Annotated in this window: 10 protein-coding genes; all 10 read left to right on the top strand. The window is 68.7% G+C overall.

The window, feature by feature from the left end; genetic code table 11:
• The first annotated feature begins 9 nt into the window (after positions 1-9).
• The gene (locus AC07YS_RS10705) at positions 10-1,605 is read left to right on the top strand and encodes a sulfatase-like hydrolase/transferase (protein WP_495267666.1); all 1,596 of its coding nucleotides are present in this window, start codon (positions 10-12) and stop codon (positions 1,603-1,605) included.
• Positions 1,606-1,653: 48 nt separating this feature from the next.
• Complete coding sequence (locus AC07YS_RS10700) at positions 1,654-2,628, top strand: Bug family tripartite tricarboxylate transporter substrate binding protein (RefSeq protein WP_495267665.1); 975 nt, start codon at positions 1,654-1,656, stop codon at positions 2,626-2,628.
• A gap of 5 nt (positions 2,629-2,633) precedes the next feature.
• Positions 2,634-3,668 carry a branched-chain amino acid ABC transporter permease gene (locus tag AC07YS_RS10695; RefSeq protein ID WP_495267664.1) on the top strand — a complete coding sequence of 345 codons (1,035 nt, stop codon included), beginning with the start codon at positions 2,634-2,636 and terminating at the stop codon, positions 3,666-3,668.
• Positions 3,652-4,515, top strand: coding sequence for an intradiol ring-cleavage dioxygenase (locus AC07YS_RS10690; protein WP_495267663.1), 864 nt, complete (start codon positions 3,652-3,654; stop codon positions 4,513-4,515). The genes AC07YS_RS10695 and AC07YS_RS10690 overlap by 17 nt, the downstream gene beginning before the upstream one ends.
• A 74-nt stretch (positions 4,516-4,589) precedes the next feature.
• Complete coding sequence (locus tag AC07YS_RS10685; protein ID WP_492729646.1) at positions 4,590-4,820, top strand: hypothetical protein; 231 nt, start codon at positions 4,590-4,592, stop codon at positions 4,818-4,820.
• Between the two features lie 239 nt (positions 4,821-5,059).
• Positions 5,060-5,773: a response regulator transcription factor gene (locus AC07YS_RS10680; RefSeq protein ID WP_157754996.1), complete on the top strand. Its 714-nt coding sequence runs from the start codon at positions 5,060-5,062 to the stop codon at positions 5,771-5,773.
• 908 nt (positions 5,774-6,681) lie between these two features.
• Positions 6,682-7,272 carry a hypothetical protein gene (locus AC07YS_RS10675; RefSeq protein WP_492685063.1) on the top strand — a complete coding sequence of 197 codons (591 nt, stop codon included), beginning with the start codon at positions 6,682-6,684 and terminating at the stop codon, positions 7,270-7,272.
• Between the two features lie 190 nt (positions 7,273-7,462).
• Positions 7,463-10,378: a beta strand repeat-containing protein gene (locus AC07YS_RS10670; RefSeq protein ID WP_495267662.1), complete on the top strand. Its 2,916-nt coding sequence runs from the start codon at positions 7,463-7,465 to the stop codon at positions 10,376-10,378.
• 186 nt (positions 10,379-10,564) lie between these two features.
• A complete protein-coding gene (locus tag AC07YS_RS10665; RefSeq protein WP_495267661.1) occupies positions 10,565-18,166 on the top strand; it encodes an OmpA family protein in 7,602 nt (2,533 codons plus the stop codon).
• A 98-nt stretch (positions 18,167-18,264) separates the two neighbouring features.
• On the top strand, positions 18,265-18,551 hold a 287-nt coding region (locus AC07YS_RS10660), incomplete at its 3' end, for a glycine-rich domain-containing protein (protein WP_495275710.1).

Raw genomic sequence — 18,551 nt, 5'->3', positions numbered from 1 at the left:
CCTGCTGACATGACCGACAAGACCTCCCCCGCGCCGCTCAGGCATGTGCTGTTCATCATGTGCGACCAGCTGCGCGCCGACCACCTCTCGTGCTACGGCCATCCGCGCCTGCAGACGCCGCACATCGATGCGCTGGCCGCGCGCGGCGTGCGCTTCAGCCATGCCTATGCGCAGGGCGCGGTCTGCGGCGCCTCGCGCATGTCGGCCTACACCGGCCGCTATGTCAGCAGCCACGGGACGATGTGGAACTTCGTGCCGCTGTCGGTGGGGCAGAAGACGCTGGGCGACCACCTGCGCCCGCACGGCGTGCGCTGCGCGCTGGTCGGCAAGACGCACGTCGAGGCCGACACCGAGGGCGCGCGGCGCCTGGGCATCGACCCGACGCAGGGCGCGGGCCGGCTCGCGATGGAAGGCGGCTTCGAGCCCTATGCGCGCGACGACGGCATCTGGCCGCCGGGCTTCAAGGTCACGGGCAATGCCTACTGCGACTGGCTGCGCGCGCAGGGCTACGACTCCGACAACCCCTGGCACGACTTCGCCAATTCGGGGCGCGGCCCCGACGGCGAGATCCTGAGCGGCTGGCAGATGCGCTGGGCCGACCGGCCCGCGCACATCGCCGGCGCGCACAGCGAGACGCCCTACACGACCGAGCGCGCGATCGACTTCATGCGCGAGGCCGGCGACGCGCCCTGGGTGCTGCACCTGTCGTACATCAAGCCGCATTGGCCCTACGTGGCGCCCGCGCCGTACCACGCGATGTACGGGCCCGACGACATGTTGCCGGTGGTGCGCAGCGAGGCCGAGCGCATCGACGCCCACCCGGTGGTCGAAGGCTTCCGGCGCGAGACCGTGAGCCGCAACTTCAGCCGCGACGAGGTGCGCAACATGGTGGTGCCGACCTACATGGGGCTCGTGAAGCAGGTCGACGACCAGCTCGGCCGGCTTTTCGCCTTCATGGCCGAACAGGGGCTGGACCGCGACACGCTGGTGGTCTTCACCAGCGACCACGGCGACTACCTGGGCGACCACTGGCTGGGCGAGAAGGAGCTGTTCCACGACCCGATCGTGAAGGTGCCGCTGATCGTGGTCGATCCGCGCGCCGAAGCCGATGCGCGCCGCGGCACCGTGAGCGACGCGCTGGTCGAGTGCATCGACCTCGTGCCGACCATGCTCGACGCGCTGGGCCTGCCGCAGCCGGCCGAATGGCTCGAAGGCCAGTCGCTGCGCCCGCTGCTGCACGGCCACGCCGGCGCGGCCGGCAAGGACCTGGTGGTGTGCGAGAACAGCTTCGCCTTTCGCGACGAGGTGCGGCTGCCGCTGGCCCAACCCGTCGAGCGCTGCCACATGACGATGCTGCGCACGCGCCGCTGGAAGTTCGTGCATTTCGAAGACCTGCCGCCACAGCTGTTCGACATGCAGGCCGACCCGGACGAGCTGGTCGACCTGGGCCGCGACCCGGCCTTGGCCGCGGTGCGCGAGCAGATGCTGGGCCTGCTGTTCGGCTGGCTGCGCCAGCGGCGGCGCTTTCCCACGGTGGCGCCCGAGGACATCGCGCGCTGGAACGAACGCGAGCTGGCGGCCGGCATCCTCATCGGCGCCTGGTAGGCCACGCCGGCCGATCCGCGCACCCCATTTCAAAAAAGGAGACATCCCATGAACGTTTTCCGCCGCCCCCTCGCGGCCTGCATGGCGGCAGCCGCCGTGCTCGCCACCATCGCGCCCGGCCACGCCGCCGACACCTGGCCCACCAAGCCCGTGCGGCTGGTGGTGGCCTTCCCGGCCGGTGCGCCCGGCGACATCGTCTCGCGGCTGATGCAGCCCGCCCTGCAGAAGGCGCTGGGCCAGCCCGTGGTGGTCGACAACAAGCCGGGGGCGGGCGGCAACATCGGCATGCAGGAGGTGGCGCGCGCCACCGACGGCCACACGGTGCTGGTCGGGCCCGACACCATGCTGACCATCAACCCGCACCTGTACCGCAAGCTCGCCATCCGCCCGATGGAAGACCTGGTGCCCGTGACCCAGCTGGCCGCGTTCAGCCAGGAGCTGGTGTGCTTTCCCGGCGCTGGCATCAAGACCCTGCCCGAGCTGCTGGCCGCGGCCAAAGCCAAGCCCATGAGCTACGCCTCGGGCGGCCCCGGCGTGCCCGGCCACATGGCCATGGAGATGCTGCTGGCCGACGCCGGCATGCAGATGCAGCACGTGCCCTACCGCGGCCCGAGCCCGGCCATGCAGGACGTGATGGGCGGCATGGTGCCCTGCGGCTTCCTGGCCTCGCCGACGGTCGGCCCGATCATCCGCGACGGCAAGCTGGTGGCCATCGCCGTGTCGGGCAGCAAGCGCCTGGGCAGCCAGCCCACGGTGCCGACCGTGGCGCAGGCGGGCATCCAGGGCTACGACGCCAGCTTCGCCGAGATGATGGCCATGCCGCGCGCCACGCCGCCGGCCGTGGTGGCGCGGCTGCAGGCCGAGGTGGCGAAGGCGCTGGCCGCGCCCGAGCTGCGCGAGCGGCTGGCCACCATGGACCTCGAGGTGGTGGCCAACCCGCCCGAGGAGGCCGCGCGCCGCCTGCGCGCCGAGCACCAGCGCTGGGGCCAGGTGGCCGCGCGCGTGCAGCTGCAGCTGGACTGAGCGCCATGACCTGCGTCGTCGTCACCATCGACACCGGCAGCAGCCGCCGCGCGGGCTGGACCGCCGCCGCGCTGGTGGCGGTGGCCGCCACGCTGCCTTTCTGGGGCGAGCCCAGCTGGATGCGCGAGTTCGTCGAGATCGCCTGCTACTTCATCTTCGCGATGATGTGGAACCTGCTGGCCGGCTACGGCGGCATGGTCAGCATCGGGCAGCAGGCCTTCTTCGGCTTCGGCGGCTACGTGATGCTGATGCTGGGCAACTTCGCGGGCGTCAACCCGTTCGTGGCGATTCCGCTCGGGGCACTGGCCGCCGCGCTGATCGCGGTGCCGGTGTCCTTCGTGGCGTTCCGGCTGTCGGGCGGCTACTTCGCCATCGGCACCTGGGTGATCGCCGAGGTGTTCCGGCTCAGCCTCGCCAACGTGTCGGCGGTGGGCGGGGGCTCGGGCACCACGCTCACGGCGCTGCGCGGCATCGAGCGCGCCACGCGCGAGAGCGTCACCTACTGGATGGCGCTGGGCTGCGTGGTGGCGGCGGTGTCGCTGGTCTACCTGTTCCTGCGCAGCCGCTTCGGGCTGGCGCTGCTGGCGATCCGCGACAACGAGATGGCCGCCGAATCGCAGGGCATTCCGGTGGCGCGCATGAAGCTCGCGGTGTACGTGGTGGCGGCCTTCGGCGCCGGGCTGGCGGGCGCGCTGTACTTCGTGGGCAACCTGCGCATCAGCCCCGACGCGGCCTTCGCGCCGAACTGGACCGCCTTCGCGATCTTCATGGTCGTCATCGGCGGCATCGGCCGCATCGAAGGGCCGCTGGTGGGCGCGCTGGTGTTCTGGGCGCTGAACAAGTTCCTGAGCGACTACGGCACCTGGTACCTGCTCGGGCTCGGGCTGCTGGCCATCGTGGCCACGATCTTCTTCAAGCAGGGGCTGTGGGGCTGGGCGCAGCAGCGCTGGGCCTGGTCCCTGTTTCCGACGCAGCGGCGCCTGGCGGCGCACGCGCCTTCTTCCCCCCTGGAGCCCGACGCCCATGCGCAACATCGATGAACACACCATCACCGCCGCCGTGCTCGATCGCATGGCCGGCTGCGAAGACGCGCGGCTGAAGGAGGTGCTGTCGGCGCTGGTGCGCCACCTGCACGACTTCGCGCGCGAGGTGCGACTCACTGAGGCCGAGTGGGCCGCGGGCATCGACTTCCTCACCGCCACGGGCCAGAAGTGCGATGCGCAGCGCCAGGAGTTCATCCTGCTGTCGGACACCCTGGGCCTGTCGATGCTCACGGTGGCCATGAACCACGCCAAGAGCCCGCAGGCTACCGAGGCCACCGTGTTCGGCCCCTTTCACGTGGCCGGCGCGCCGCAGCTGCCGCTGGGCAGCGACATCGCGGCCGGCGCGGTGGGCGAGCCGCTGTTCGTGCAGGCCACCGTGCACGGGCGCGACGGCGAGCCCGTCGCCGATGCGGTGGTCGACGTGTGGGAGGCCGACGCCGAAGGCTTCTACGACGTGCAGCGGCCCGGCGGCCCCATGCAGGGGCGGGCGGTGCTGCGCACCGACGCGCAGGGCCGGCTGTGGTTTCGCGGCGTGGCGCCGGTGGCCTATCCGATTCCCACCGACGGGCCGGTGGGCGCGATGCTGCGCGCGACCCGGCGCCATCCGTGGCGGCCCGCGCATGTGCACTTCATGGTGCAGGCGCCGGGCTACGAGACGCTGATCACGCACGTCTTCCGCGAGGGCGATCCGTACCTCGACAGCGACGCGGTGTTCGGCGTGCGCAGCTCGCTCATCGGCGACTTCGCCGCGCACGCGCCGGGCCATGCGCCCGACGGCAGCGTGCAGGCCGGGCCGTTCCACACGCTGGACTTCGCGTTCGTGCTCGAGCCGGCCGCGGGGTGAGGAGGGGGCCCGCGAACCGTTTCGGCGTTTCGCCGCCTCTCTTGCAGGTGTCCATTCCCAAGGAGCCCTGCACCATGTGTTCTGTTTCCATCACCTGGCATCTGCTTCGCGGCGCGGGCGCCCTGGCGCTCATCGCGCTGGCTGTGCTGCTGTCGTCCGCCCATCCCTGGATCGCGCCGCCAGCCCTCGTCGGCGCCTTGCTGCTGCTGCGCGGCTGTCCGATGTGCTGGCTCGTCGGGCTGCTCGAAAGGCTGTCCGCGCGCAAGGCTGCCCCTGCGTCCGAGGCTACTTCCCAGAGGGGTTGATGAGCGATCGGCCTTCGCGGAATGGAAGGCTGATCCGGGATTCCATCCGCCCGTGTCGAGGGGGTGACGCCCCATTAGTGTGAGTTTGTTTGCACACGATGACAAAAGAACAGGGCTACCTGTTTCCGTTGGTCAATATCGGCACTTTTCCCTATCGACTGTACATAAACGTTAATACATTCCACTCCATTGTGAGAGGCATGCGGGGAGCGATGAAAAGGGAAGCGATGGTGGACAGGGTGGAACAGAAAAACGGTCGTGTGGTGGTGCTGACGGACTCCGGCGAAGAGATCGACTGGCTGCGAGGCCGGTTGAAGGACGCCGGCTTCAGCCCCTTGTGTGTGGTCAACGAGGAAGACCTGCTGGAGGCCGCCTCGATGCCCGGCGTCGGGCTCTTCCTGCTGATGGGCGAGGCGATGGAGGGCGCGCTGCCGGAAATCCTGTTCGGCATCGGCGCCAGCCGTGCGGCCACCGCGCCGGTGGTCGTGCTGACCCGGTCGCGCGGCGTGCTTGAAACGCCCCGCGTGTCGGTGTTCGACGTCGACGATTTCCTGGTGAGCCCCTGGAACGCGGAAGAGGTCGTGGCGCGCGTGTCGACGCTGTGCGGCAGGAAATCGCTGCGCAGGAACGCGAAGCCGCACGGCCTCTACGGTTTCCAGCTCGTGCGCAGCCGCCTCGCGGTCGAGTACGCGAGCCGCGAAGCCATCATGACGCCGAGCGAATTCGAGATCGCCCGGGTGCTGGTGCGCCACCTCGACACGCCCGTGTCGCGGCAGCAACTGCCCCAGGGGCCCCGATGCAACGGGGAGCTGGGCGCCAGCCGGTCGCTCGATGCGCTGGTGTCGCGCGTGCGCAAGAAGCTGGCATCGATCGTGGCGGGCGAATTCCGCGTGCGCTCGCTCTACGGCGTGGGCTACACGCTGGAGCGCGCGCACAACCGGCACGGCAAGTGAGTTTTCGCGGGCAGCGCCCGCGGCATCCGAAGGGGTGACGCAAGGTCACCTTGAAAAAATACGCCCGCCCATTCGCCTCTGAATTGAGGCCGGGTGTCGGCAGACCAACGAATGAATTCCGGCGAAGTGAGCCGGCTGGGATTGGCTTGAATTGAATTCAGGCCAATGGCGCAGCCGTGCCTGTTTGAATGGAATTGGATTTTGAAAAATTCATCAAGCCGTATTTCACGCTGCCCGTGATTGAAACCATTGGGGGACAGGGCGCGCATGCAGTCCCTGAAATTCGCGGTGCCTGATTACACAGCCTGTGAATTTGTAAATTTAGTTTCGAAGTGGCCCCAAGGGGCCAGTCCGAAGCCGCTCGAAGGGCCTCGTTTCTCCCTTGAAACACTGGGTGATCGTGAGGCGGCGGGTTGGTGCGGAAGTGAAATTATTCAAACGCATCAACAACTTGGAGGCGATCCGCTTGTGAGATTGATCACACTTCAATTGCAGGTTTATTCACAATCTAAGCGAGCGTCCAGATTACATCTGTATTCACAGTTGTTAACTTTGGGGGGCCTCTCGTGACATTTTCACGGAACCCTCGGCCATTGCAAGTGGCGGATCGCGGACGTTCGATTGTTTTTGTAAACATTCAGAAAATAATATGAACGTGGTAAATGGCTCATGGAAGCGGCTCGAAAAGGGCGTGCTTGCGTGAGGCCGAGCGTGGGCATCGGAGGCGGTCGTCGCCGATGCCGGTGTGTCAGTGGTGTGCTGCAAGTGGCTGGGAAATGGCTTCGACGCCAATTCGCGAGGCCACAGGTCAAGTCGGTTTGATCTTCGTGTTGCCTCGGTCTGGCTTTGAAGTTGTTTTTTAGGAGTTGTCTATGTCTATCGGAAGTTCGTCTCAAGTGAATTCATTCATGTCGCCGGTGGTCCGGCTGACCGTTCGCCTCGGCCTGGGGCTCGGCGTGGCCATGACCCTGGGGCTGGGCGGCATGGCCGCCGCGCAGGGCACGAAGGCCGCGCCCGCGCCCACCGAGGCCGCGCAGAAGAAGACCGTCGCGGTCGTGCTGACGCAGGCCAAGGTGGTCAAGGACGCGCAGGGCAAGGAGCAGCTGGTGGCGGCCGATTCGGTCAAGCCGGGCGACGTGCTCGAGTACACGGCCACCTACACCAACCACACGGGCAAGGCCGTCACCGGCCTGGTGGCCAACCTGCCGATCCCCGAAGGCCTGGAGTACCTGCCCAAGACCGCCAAGCCCGGCGCGACGCTGGTCAAGGCCGCGACCAAGGACGGCGCCTTTGCCGCCGAGCCGCTGGCGCGCGTCGTCAACGGCAAGTCGGAGCCGGTTCCCTACAACGAGTACCGCTCGCTGCGCTGGACGCTGGGTCAGCTGCCCGCCAACGGCTCGGCCGCGGTGACCGCGCGCGCCAAGGTCGAGACGGTGGTGCCGCCCGCGCCGGTAGCCGCCGGTGCCGACGCGCAGAAGGTTGCGCGCAGCACGCCCTGAGCTTCCCGCGCTGACGACGACCGTCGGCGGCCCTGAGCCGCGCTGACGGCCGGTTCTCTCTTTTTCAAAACCCCGCTGGTTTTTCCATTGCCGGTTTCCGTTTGCGGAAATCCCCGGCCGGGGTGAGTTCGTCCTTTTTTTGACCTTTTTTGACCCCAACCCCCGAGGAGAAACCCAAGTGATCCCTACCTTGTCTGCCCGTCGCACCGGCCCCGCGCCGCGCGCGCTCTGGGCGGGCGCAGCAGCCCTGACGCTGAGCTTCCTTTTTGGAAGTTCCGGCGCACTCGCTGCGGCTCCACCCGCCAACACCATCATCGGTAACCAGGCTTCGGCCACCTACCTGGACCCGAACGGCGCCAGCCAGCTGGCCACCTCCAACCTCGTGCAGACGACGGTGCAACAGGTCGGCTCGTTCAACCTGGACACCTACACCACGGTGACGACCAATGTGGTCAATACCAAGACCGGCGCTGCAGGCACGACCGTGTATGCACCGCACGTGCTGACCAACACCGGCAACGGCACCGACACGTTCACGCTGAGCGTGGCCGCACCGGCCAGCCCGAACGGCTTCACCAAGGTCGAAGTGTTCGCCGACGCGAACGCCGACGGCGTGCCCGACAGCACGACCGCGCTGTGCTCGGTCGTTCCGGGTGCGGTCTGTAACGTCCCGGCCCAGACCGTGGCGGGTGGCAACGGCACGTTCCCGTTCGTCGTGGCGTACTCGATCCCGAGCACCGCTTCGTCGGGCACGTTCACCTCGCCGGTGGCCGCGACCATCACGGCCACCGCAGGCACGCCGGCGCTGTACGCGGCGGGTAACACGCAAGCGGCCGACGTCGACAACGTGAACCTCACGGATCAGGCGGCCTTCAACGCCACCAAGAGCCTGAGCGTTCCGTCGGTCGCCTGGTCGGCCAATGGCGGCACCTGGCCCGCGGCATCGGTGAGCGGTCCGCGCTCGGTTGCAGGTTGCGCGGCTACCACCACGGCAGCTGGCGCACCCGCAGCAGGCTGCGTCTACACCACCTATACGTTGAAGTTCAACAACACGGGTGGTGCGGCTGGCCGGTTCGTCATGACCGACACGTTGCCCGCAGGCTTCACGTACGTGCCGGGTTCGGCCGTCTGGAGCAATGCACCGGGCACGGCGCTCACGGACGCACCGCAGGGTGATGTGGCTGGTAACGCCATCGACTTCACCGCGACCGGCAACACGCTGGCCTTCGTGGTGGCCTCGCTGCCGCCGAACGTCACGCAGACGGTGAGCTTCGTCGTGATGGTCAACAACACGGCGGCCATCGGCACGTCGACCACGACCAACACGGCCAAGTACAACCCCGTGACTGTGCCGACGACGGTCACGTCGGACAACCCGGGCACGACGGGCTCGCCGACCAACCCCGCGAGCTACAACGTCATCGGCACCTTCGGCATCGTGCTCGGTTCTGCTTCCGGCAGCCCGACCACCTCGCTGGACACGGCGGTGGGCAACCCCAACACGACCGCGGCCGACACGACGACTGTCGCCAGCGCGGCCATGGGCGCCACGGTGAAGTTCACGCAGACGGTGTTCAACACGGGCAATGCCACGGACGTCGTGAACCTCACGGCCGCCCTGGGCACCTTCCCGGCCGGAACGACCTTCAAGTTCTTTGCCGCCGACGGCGTCACGCCGTTGATCGACAACAACAGCGACGGCATTCCCGACACCGGTCCGGTCGCGGCCAACGGCAGCGTGCAGTTCGTGCTCGCCGCCACGCTGCCGTCTCCCGGCACGCTGCCCACCGGTCCGTTCAGCGCGATCGTGACGGGTACCTCGACGGGCGACAGCACGAAGACGGAATCCACCCGCGACACCCTGAACGCCATGATCGGCGTGCTGGTCGACCTGACCAACACGGCCACCGGTAACGGCACCGCAGGCAACACCGGCAACGGCGACGTGGGCACGGGCCCGAGCCCGCAGCCGACCACCACGAAGACGACCGCTGCCGGCACCGGCGCGATCTTCACGCTGTTCGTCAAGAACAACGACACGGTGGCCAACACCTACAGCCTGGCGGCGAGCCAGACCAACAGCTTCCCGGGCAGCCTGCCCGCGGGCTGGACCGTCAAGTTCGTGGCGGCGGGTGGCACCTGCACGGGGGCGGCGATCACCACGGTGGACGTTGCAGCCAACGCGCAGACGCCGGTCGATGCCTGCGTGACGCCGCCTGCTTCGCAGACGCCCGTCACCGGCCAGCTGGTGTACTTCCAGGTGCGTTCCACCATCGTGACTTCGACGGGCGCCGTGGCGATCGACACGAAGACCGATGCGGTGACCGTGACCCAGGCCGTGACCTACGGTGCGACGCTGACGCCGAACAACAACGGCCAGATCGCCCCCGGCGGCTCGGTCGTGTACGCCCACACGCTGACCAACACCGGCACGCAAAGCTGCGCAGGCCCGTACACGGTGTCGGCCACGCTGCCGGCGGCAGACGTGACGGCTGGCTGGACCACCGCGCTGTACATCGACGTGGACGGCGACGGCCAGATCGGCAGCGGCGACACGCTGGTGACCGGCACGATCCCGGGCCCGCTGGCGGCCAACGGCACGCAGAAGCTGCTCGTCAAGGTGTTCGCACCGGGCGGCGCTTCGGCAGGTGCCGTGGACACGGCCACCGTCACGGTGACCTTCCCGGCAGGCGCCACCTCGTGCGGCACGCCCTCGGCCACCGACGTGACCACGGTCATCACGGGCCAGATGCGCCTCGTGAAGACGCAGGCACTGGACACGAACTGCGATGGCGCCGAGGTCCCGTCCTCGTCGGCTCCGCTGGTCGCCAAGCCCGGTGAGTGCATCGTGTACCGCGTCGTTGCGACCAACGAAGGCGTGGCACCGGTCACCAACATGTCGATCAACGACGCGGTGCCGGCCTACACCTCCTTCACCGGTGCGACGCAGCCTCCGGCCCCCACCCAGTGCACGTCCACCGGCGTGTCTGGTACGGCCCTGGCCTACAGCAGCACCGCCACCACCGTGGCTTGCGGCAGCGCAAGCAACACCGTGGCACCTGGCGGCAGCGCCACGCTGCTGTTCTCCGTGAAGGTCAACAACTGAGCTTCACCTGAGTGAAGCGGAGCCGACGAGCGCAAGCCCGTCGGCTCCCTCGCACAGGGCATGCGAAAGCCTGTGCGTTTTTCCTTTGCGCCTTCCCTCTCTTCCTCTGTCGAGGCGAGGGCGCAAACGAAAAAGTTCTTTCGTTTCTTCTGATCCCCACGCGGTGATCGATCAAGGGTTCGCGGCATGCTGTTCACTTTCAATCCCAGGAGCACACACCGGCCATCGTGGCGCGGATGGGCTGCCGCGCTCGCTGCTGGCGCGGCGCTGCTGCTGCTGGGTGGTGCCGTGCAGGAAGCGAACGCCGCGCCGGCCCCCGCCGGCATCGTGATCCGCAGCATCGCCACGGGCACCTACGTGCCCAACGGCCTGGCGCAGACCGAGACCATCTCGTCCAACGAAGTGATCGCCACGGTGCTGCCCGTGGAGGCGCTGGTGCTCACGCAGGACCAGTCGCTGTCGCGCCCGCCCGCGAGCATCGTCACGCTGAGCCACCTGCTCACCAACACCGGCAACGTCGCCTCCACCTACACGCTGGCGCTGGCCAACAACGCTGGCGGCTGCGCGGCCGACACGCTCGATCTGGCCGCCTTGCGCGTGGTGCGCGACAGCAACAACAACGGCGTGGTCGATGCGGCCGATCCGGTGGTGCAACTCAATGCTGCAGGTGCCATCGCGCTCAAGCCCGGCGAGACCGCCGCGCTGCTGGTGCAGGGCACGATCCCCACCGCAGCCACGGGCGTGGCCTGCGTCGGTTTGACGGCCACCACCGCGCTGCAAGGCCTCACCGCCATCAACCGCGACACCGTCACCGTCGGCAACGCCGCCGCGCTGCAGCTGGTCAAGTCGGCCAGCTACCCCGGCAACGTGATTCCCGGCCAGACGCGCATCGACTTCTCGGTCTCGGGCACCAACATCGGCGCGCAGGACGCGCAGCCGAGCAACGTCATCGCGCCCACCAACACGCCATTGCTCGTGAACGGCGCGCCCAGCGCATTGGTCCTCGTGCGCGACCCCGTGCCCGCCGGCACCCAGTACGTGCCCGGCACGCTGCGCACCACCGCCGCCAACGCCGTCAAGCTGTACCGCCTGGCCAACGATCCGGCGTTCAGCTACCGCACCGCCGAAGACGCCTCGGCCGTCGAAGTGGCCATCGGCATCTCCACGCCCGTGGCACGCAATGTGTCCATCGCGATGCAGTTCGCCGTCAAGGTCAACGCCGACCAGGTGGGCGAGATCCGCAACACCGCGCACAGCCAGTACAACGACGGCACGGGCCCGGCCACCGTGCCCTCGAACACCATCGTCATCAGCTCCACCCAGGCGCGCATCGGTGTGGCCAAGGCCGCATCCACCCCGCGCGTGAACCGCAACGCCGACGGCAAGACCGACGGCACCGCCACCGTGCGCTTCAGCGTCAACGTGCGCAACTACGGCACCTCGTGGCTGTACGGCGTGCAGGCCGCCGACGTGATGGAAGGCGCGGGCGCCACGCAGTTCGGCACCTACACGGCCGCCGCCGTGCCCGGCGCGAACCAGTACACCATCGTGCCCGGCTCGATCGTGATCGCGCCCGCACCCAGCGGCGGCACCGTCGCCGCGCCGAACCCCGCCTTCAAGGGCACCGCCGCCGCCTCGAACCTGCTGGCCGACGGCGCCGTGCTGCCCGTGGGCGGGCAGTTCACCGTGCAGTTCGATGCCCGCATCAACTTCACCGGCCGCACCGGCACCTTGCTGAACACCGTCAAGGCCTCGGGCGCCCTCAATGCCGGCGGCCCCGCGGTGGCCCTGGACGACTCCGTCAACGGCGACAACCCCGACGCCGACGGCGACGGCAACCCCAACAACGACACCTCGCCCACGCCGGTGTCGACCCAGCTGCCCACGCTCACGCTGACCAAGCAGGCCTCCATCGCACGGCGCGTGTCGCCCGGCGTCTACGAGCTGGACTACACCTTCAAGGTCACCAACACCGGCGCCGTCGCCGCGCCCAACGTGCGCGTGATCGACAACCTGAACTGCACCTTCGACATGGACAAGTCGAGCGGGCAGGTCGCGTCGTGGGAACTGCTGGGCCCGCCCAAGGCCGCCAACGGCAACCTCAACGCCGCCACCGGCTTCACCGGCCGCGCCACCTGCAACCGCAGCACGCAGGACAGCGCCGACCCCTTCCAGCTGCCCACCGAAGTGGCGCTGAGCCTGACGGATGGAAGCCGTGCATTGGCCCCGGGCCAGAGCGAGCAGATCCGCCTGAGCGTGCGCATCACCGAGAAGGCATCGGCCATCGGCGGGCGCGTGTCGCTCACCAACAAGGCCTGGGCCGCCGCCTTCGAGCAGAACACCGTCAACGTCACGCCCACCATGCTGCTGGCCGCCACCGCCACCTCGGTGCAGGCGCTGCTGGTCGATCCGCAAGGCACGGTCTACAACGCACTGACCCGTCAACCTGTGGCCGGCGCGCTGGTCACCTACACGCGCCAGTCGTGCAGCAGCGGCACGGCCGGCCCCATCACCGCGGCCGAGGTCTACGGCGCCGACTCGGGCACCTACACGCTCAACCCCAACGGCAGCGTCTCCATGACCACGGGTGCCGACGGCGCCTACCAGTTCTACCTGCAGACGCCGCCCGTGACGGGCCTGTGCACGTACGCACTCTCGGTCACGCCCCCGGCCGGCAGTGGCTACGTCTACCCCTCGCAACTGATCCCCGTCACCGGTGGCTCGTTCGCCAGCTGCGGCACCGTCGTGCCCAGTGCCGTGCCGCCGAAGGACGCCGACCCGACCAGCTACTACTTCCAGGTGCAGGCCGGCGCCAAGCCCGATGGCACGCCGTGCGACGCCGTGCACAACCACATTCCGCTCGATCCGGGCAACATCCTGGGCCTGGTGCTGCGCAAGGACGGCAGCAAGCGGCAGGTCGAGTTCGGCGACTTCATCGACTACGCGCTCACCGTCACCAACAAGACCGGCTTCCCCGTCACCGGCCTGACCTTCAACGACACGCTGCCCCCGGGCTTCGCCTACGTGGCCAACAGCGTGCGCCTCAATGGGCAAGTGGTGCCCAACCCCGCCGGCGGCGCTGGCCCGGGCCTGATCTTCAACTACCCCACGCTGGTGGTGGCCCCCGACCAGTCGGCCATGGTGCGCTACCGCGTGCGCATCGGCGTGGGCGCGCCCACCAACGGCGACGCCATCAACCGCGCGCGCGCCACCTCGGGCCCCATCCAGTCGAACCTGGCCAACTGGACCGTGCGCGTGACGGGCGGCGTGTTCTCCGACGACGCCTTCGCCTTCGGCAAGGTGTACCTCGATTGCAAGCGCGACGGCCAACGTGACGGCAGGCAAGAGGGCGCCGACGAGATCGGCGTGCCCGGCGTGCGCCTGTACATGGAAGACGGCACCCACGTCGTCACCGACATCGAAGGCAAGTGGAGCCTGTACGGCCTCAAGCCCGTCACCCACGTGCTGCGCCTGGACCAGACCACGCTGCCGCTGGGCGCCAAGCTCGAAGTGCTCGACAACCGCAACTCGGGCACCCCCGAGAGCCGCTTCGTCGACCTGAAGAAGGGCGAGTTCCACAAGGCCAACTTCATCATCACGAACTGCGATGAGAAGAGCGTCATTGCCGACGTGGCCGCGCGCCGCGCCGCCATTGCCGCGCGCCCCGACACCGAGGCCGAAGCCCAGGTGCGCCTGCGCCTGGACCCCGAAGGCAAGGTCGTGCCCGTGGGCGACGTGCGCGGCCTGCCGGCCACCGGCCAGGCCCTGGCCAGCGGCAGCACCGGCGCCGTGCAGCCCACCTCGGCGCCGCTGATCGCGCTGCCCGTGGCCCCGGCCAACGCCAGCAGCTTCGTCAGCGGCGGTGGCGGCAGCATGGGCGGTACGCTGGGCGTGCAGCCCGCGATCCCCACCGGCAGCCTGTTCTCGCCGCTGAACGGCGTGCCCACCTCGGGCCTGCCGTCGTCGACCACCAGCGGTTCGGCCACCGGCGTCGGCGCGCAGGCCATGCGCCCCATCGGCACCGGCGGCGCGATGCTCGAACCGCGCGCCAACCCGTTGCTGCCCCAGGCCACGCCGAGTCCCATCGAACTCGAGACCCTGCTGCCCCAGCTGGAGAACAACACGCTGGCCTTCATCGGCCTGAAGGACCGCGACACCGTCGCCGGCCAGTCGATCAACGTGCGCGTCAAGGGCACGGCCGGCACCAGCCTGCGCCTGAGCGTCAACGGCAGTGCATTGGAAGAACGCCGCGTCGGCAAGAAGACCCAGCTGGCATCGAAGAACATCGCCGCCTGGGAGTACATCGGCGTGGCCCTGCGCCCCGGCACCAACACCCTCAAGCTCGAAGCCGTGGACGGCTTCGGCAACGTGCGCAGCTCGGCCGACGAGATCACCGTCATTGCTCCCGACAAGCTCGGCGCCATCGAGGTCGACCTGCCCGAGGTGGCGCGCGCCGACCTGCGCACGCCCGTCGTCGTCAAGGTGCGCCTGATCGACGCGGCCGGCGTGCCCGTCACCGCCCGCACGCAGCTCACGCTGGAGACCGACCGTGGCCGCTGGCTGGCCGAAGACCTGAACCCGACCGAACCCGGCACGCAGGTCTTCATGGACGGCGGCGCTGCAGAGTTCCAGCTGATGCCCCCGGGCGAACCGGGCGATGCGCGCCTGCGCGTGAGCGCCGGCACCTTCGTCAAGGAAGTGCGCCTGGCGCTGCTGCCCGAGATGCGCCCCATGATCGGCGTGGGCATCGTCGAAGGCGTGCTGGACTTCACCAAGCGCGGCAAGCTGCCGATCGGCGCCATGCCCGCCGGCGCCGCCTTCGAAGCCGAGCTCTCGGGCCTGAAGGACGAAGGCACCAACAGCCGCGCCAGCGGTCGCGCCGCCTTCTTCTTCAAGGGCACCGTCAAGGGCGAGTACCTGCTCACCGCCGCCTACGATTCCGACAAGACCCGCAAGGACCGCCTGTTCCGCGACATCCGTCCGGACGAGTTCTATCCGATCTACGGCGACTCCGCGGTCAAGGGCTTCGACGCCCAGAGCACGCAGAAGCTCTACGTGCGCATCGACAAGAACCGCTCCTACCTGCTGTACGGCGACTTCACCACCGCCAGCAGCACCGAGGTGCGCAACCTGAGCCAGAGCAACCGTTCGCTCACGGGCCTGAAGCACGTGTACGAGGACGAGAACGTGCGCGCCACCAGCTATGTCTCGCGCACCGCGCAGACGCAGCAGGTGGAGGAGTTCCGCGCGCTGGGCACCTCGGGCCCGTACTACCTGAGCGCCAGCAACGGCGAGTTCGTGGACAACAGCGAACAGATCGAGATCGTGGTGCGCGACCGCAACCAGCCCAACATCGTGCTGCAGCGCACGGCCGTGGCGCGCTTCGTGGACTACACGGTGGAGCCGCTCACGCGCCGCATCCTGTTCACGCACGCCATCGCCTCCATCGACGCGAACCTGAACCCGCAGTCGATCCGCGTCACCTACGAAGTGGACTCGGGCGGCCCCAAGTTCACCGTGGCCGGCACCGACGTGCAAGTGAAGGTCAGCGAGAACCTGCAGCTGGGCGTGGTGGCTTCCACCGACCAGAACCCGCAGAACAAGCGCAACCTGCAGGCGCTCACGGGCGTGGCGCGCATCGGCCAGAACACCAGCGTGGCGGGCGAGCTGGTCAAGACCGATTCCGACGACAAGGGCAACGGCCACGGCGCGCGCGTGGAAGCGCGCTACCAGGACGAGAAGCTGGCCGTGGTGGCCCTGGCGGCCAAGACCAGCAAGGGCTTCGACAACCCCGGCGCGAGCTTCTCGGCCGGCCACACCGAAGCCTCGGCGCGCGCCGAGTACCGCGTCGACCCGACCCTGGCCGTGCGCGGCGAGGTGCTCTACAGCAAGGACGCAACCCAGGTCGACGAGCGCAAGGGCGCCACCGTGAGCGTGCAGAAGAAGCTCAGCGACAAGACCGTCGCCGAAGTGGGCCTGCGCCACGGCCAGAGCAACAACGCGCTGGGCTCCAGCTCGGGCTTCGACTACGGCCAGATCTCCACCTACAACGGCCAGATGGGCAGCAGCATCGGCGCCAACAGCGTGACCACGCTGGGCGCGGCCGCCGCCGCAGCCGGCGTGGACACGCAGAGCCAGACCACCGTGCGCGGGCGCCTGTCGACCGAGGTGCCCGGCGTGGCCGGCGCGCAGGTGTTCGTGGAAGGCGAGCAGGACCTCAAGGACGGCAAGCGCCACGTGCTGGCCGTCGGCGGCAACTACGCCATCACCGACAAGACGCGCGTGTACGGCCGCTACGAGCTGATCTCCACGCTCAACGGCCCCTACGAGCTGGACAGCACGCAGCGCAACAACACCGGCATCGTCGGCATCGAGAGCAACTACATGGAAGGCGGTCGCGTGTACAACGAGTACCGCATCGCCGACGGCGCCGAAGGGCGCGGCGTGCAGGCGGCCATCGGGGTGCGCAACACCTTCAAGGTCAACGAGCAGATCCGCGTGACCGGGGGCATCGAGCACACGCGCGACATGAGCGGCTACAGCAACAGCAAGAACACCGGCACGGGTTATGCCGGTGGGCTGGGCGAATCGACCGCGATCACCAGCGGCATCGAGTACATCACCGACCGGATCAAGGCCTCGGGCGTGTACGAAGCGCGCCGGGGTGATGATGCGAACACGCGCCTGTTCAGCGCCGGCTTCGGCTTCAAGCTCGATCCGTCCTGGAGCCTGCTGGCGCGCAGCATCGTGAGCGACAGCGAAGGCCAGGGCGCCAACGCGGGCAACGAGCGCCACCTGCAGCGCCACCAGATCGGCATTGCCTACCGCCCCGTGGACGACGACACCTGGAACGCGCTGGCGCGCTACGAGCGCCGTTCGGAGCGCGTGGTGGGCGCGGGCAATGCGGCCGGCGCGCTGCAGGGCAGCAGCGTCTTCGGCGCCGACAACGGCGCCAGCCTGCCGGGCAAGACCAGCGCAGACATTGTCTCGGCGCACGTCAACTACAACCCCGAGCCGGGCAAGGCGGTGATGGCGCGCTACGCCTTCAAGCTCAGCCGCGCCGACGACGGCACGCTGGCCAGCAAGTACTGGGCGCACCTGGTGCAGGCACGCTACACGCAGGACATCAACCAGGACTGGGACTTCGGCGTGCAGGCCGGCCTGCTGTACGGCAAGGGCGGCGCGCTGCAGAAGACCTTCGGCGTCGAGGTGGGCTACCAGGTGCAGAAGAACATGTGGGTGTCGGCGGGCTACAACTTCGTGGGCCTGAACGACCGCGACCTGACGGCCAACGAGTACACGAGCAAGGGCGCTTATGTGCGGCTGCGCTTCAAGTTCGATGAGACGCATCTGGGCTTCGCTTCGACGGGGGAGACGAACACGGCCAAGGCTGCCAAGGCAGAGAAGGTGGCTGCGGATGCGCCGGAAGTGGCGCCGCTGCCGATGCGCACCGTGCTGCAGGCCGAGGCGCTGTTCGAGCCCGCCAAGTCCTTCATCAAGCCGCAGGCACACGACACGCTGAACACGCTGGCCGCGCAGATCAAGGCGACCGAGGCGCAGGTGGTGATCCACATCAGCCACTCGGACGCGCAAGGCAGTGCCGACGACCGCATGCAGCTGGTCGCGCAGCGGACCAACGCGGTGCGCAGCTACCTGATCGGGCGCGGCGTGGATGTGCTGCGCCTGCGCACCGACACCAAAGAAGACACGCAGCCTGTCGCGGGCGATGACAGCAGCGCCAAGAGCCGCTGGGTCGTGATCGCCGCGGCCGCGCAAGAAACCCGCTGAACGAGACCATGATGCAAAGCAGAACGAGAAACGAAGCGGTCGGGATGGCGCGGCTCGGCGGGGTGTTGAAGGGTGTGCTTGCCGCGACGGCCTTGTGGATGTTTGCCATGCCAGGTGCGCAGGCTGCAACCGCTGCGTGCACGCCGCAGTCGGGCTACAACAGCTGCGTGACCTTCACCCATTCGGGCTCGGCGCAGACCTTCACGGTGCCTGCGGGCGTGTCGTCGGTGCGCGTCACGATGTGGGGCGCCGGCGGCGGCGGGTCCACGGCGGCCGGCGGCAACTCGGCCAACGGGGGCGCCGGCGGCTTCGCCGATGGCACCGTGTCGGTCACGCCCGGCACCGCCATGGCGGTGACGGTGGGGCAGGGCGGGCAGAACGGGGG

It is taken from the genome of Variovorax sp. GW458-11-26-14-LB1 (assembly GCF_059423965.1).
This window is presented reverse-complemented; position numbering and strand designations above follow the sequence as displayed.

Coding starts and splice junctions, on each gene's coding strand:
- AC07YS_RS10700 (WP_495267665.1), top strand. CDS start 1,654: ATGAACGTTTTCCGCCGCCCCCTCGCGGCCTGCATGGCGGCAGCCGCC.
- AC07YS_RS10695 (WP_495267664.1), top strand. CDS start 2,634: ATGACCTGCGTCGTCGTCACCATCGACACCGGCAGCAGCCGCCGCGCG.
- AC07YS_RS10690 (WP_495267663.1), top strand. CDS start 3,652: ATGCGCAACATCGATGAACACACCATCACCGCCGCCGTGCTCGATCGC.
- AC07YS_RS10705 (WP_495267666.1), top strand. CDS start 10: ATGACCGACAAGACCTCCCCCGCGCCGCTCAGGCATGTGCTGTTCATC.
- AC07YS_RS10685 (WP_492729646.1), top strand. CDS start 4,590: ATGTGTTCTGTTTCCATCACCTGGCATCTGCTTCGCGGCGCGGGCGCC.
- AC07YS_RS10675 (WP_492685063.1), top strand. CDS start 6,682: ATGTCGCCGGTGGTCCGGCTGACCGTTCGCCTCGGCCTGGGGCTCGGC.
- AC07YS_RS10665 (WP_495267661.1), top strand. CDS start 10,565: ATGCTGTTCACTTTCAATCCCAGGAGCACACACCGGCCATCGTGGCGC.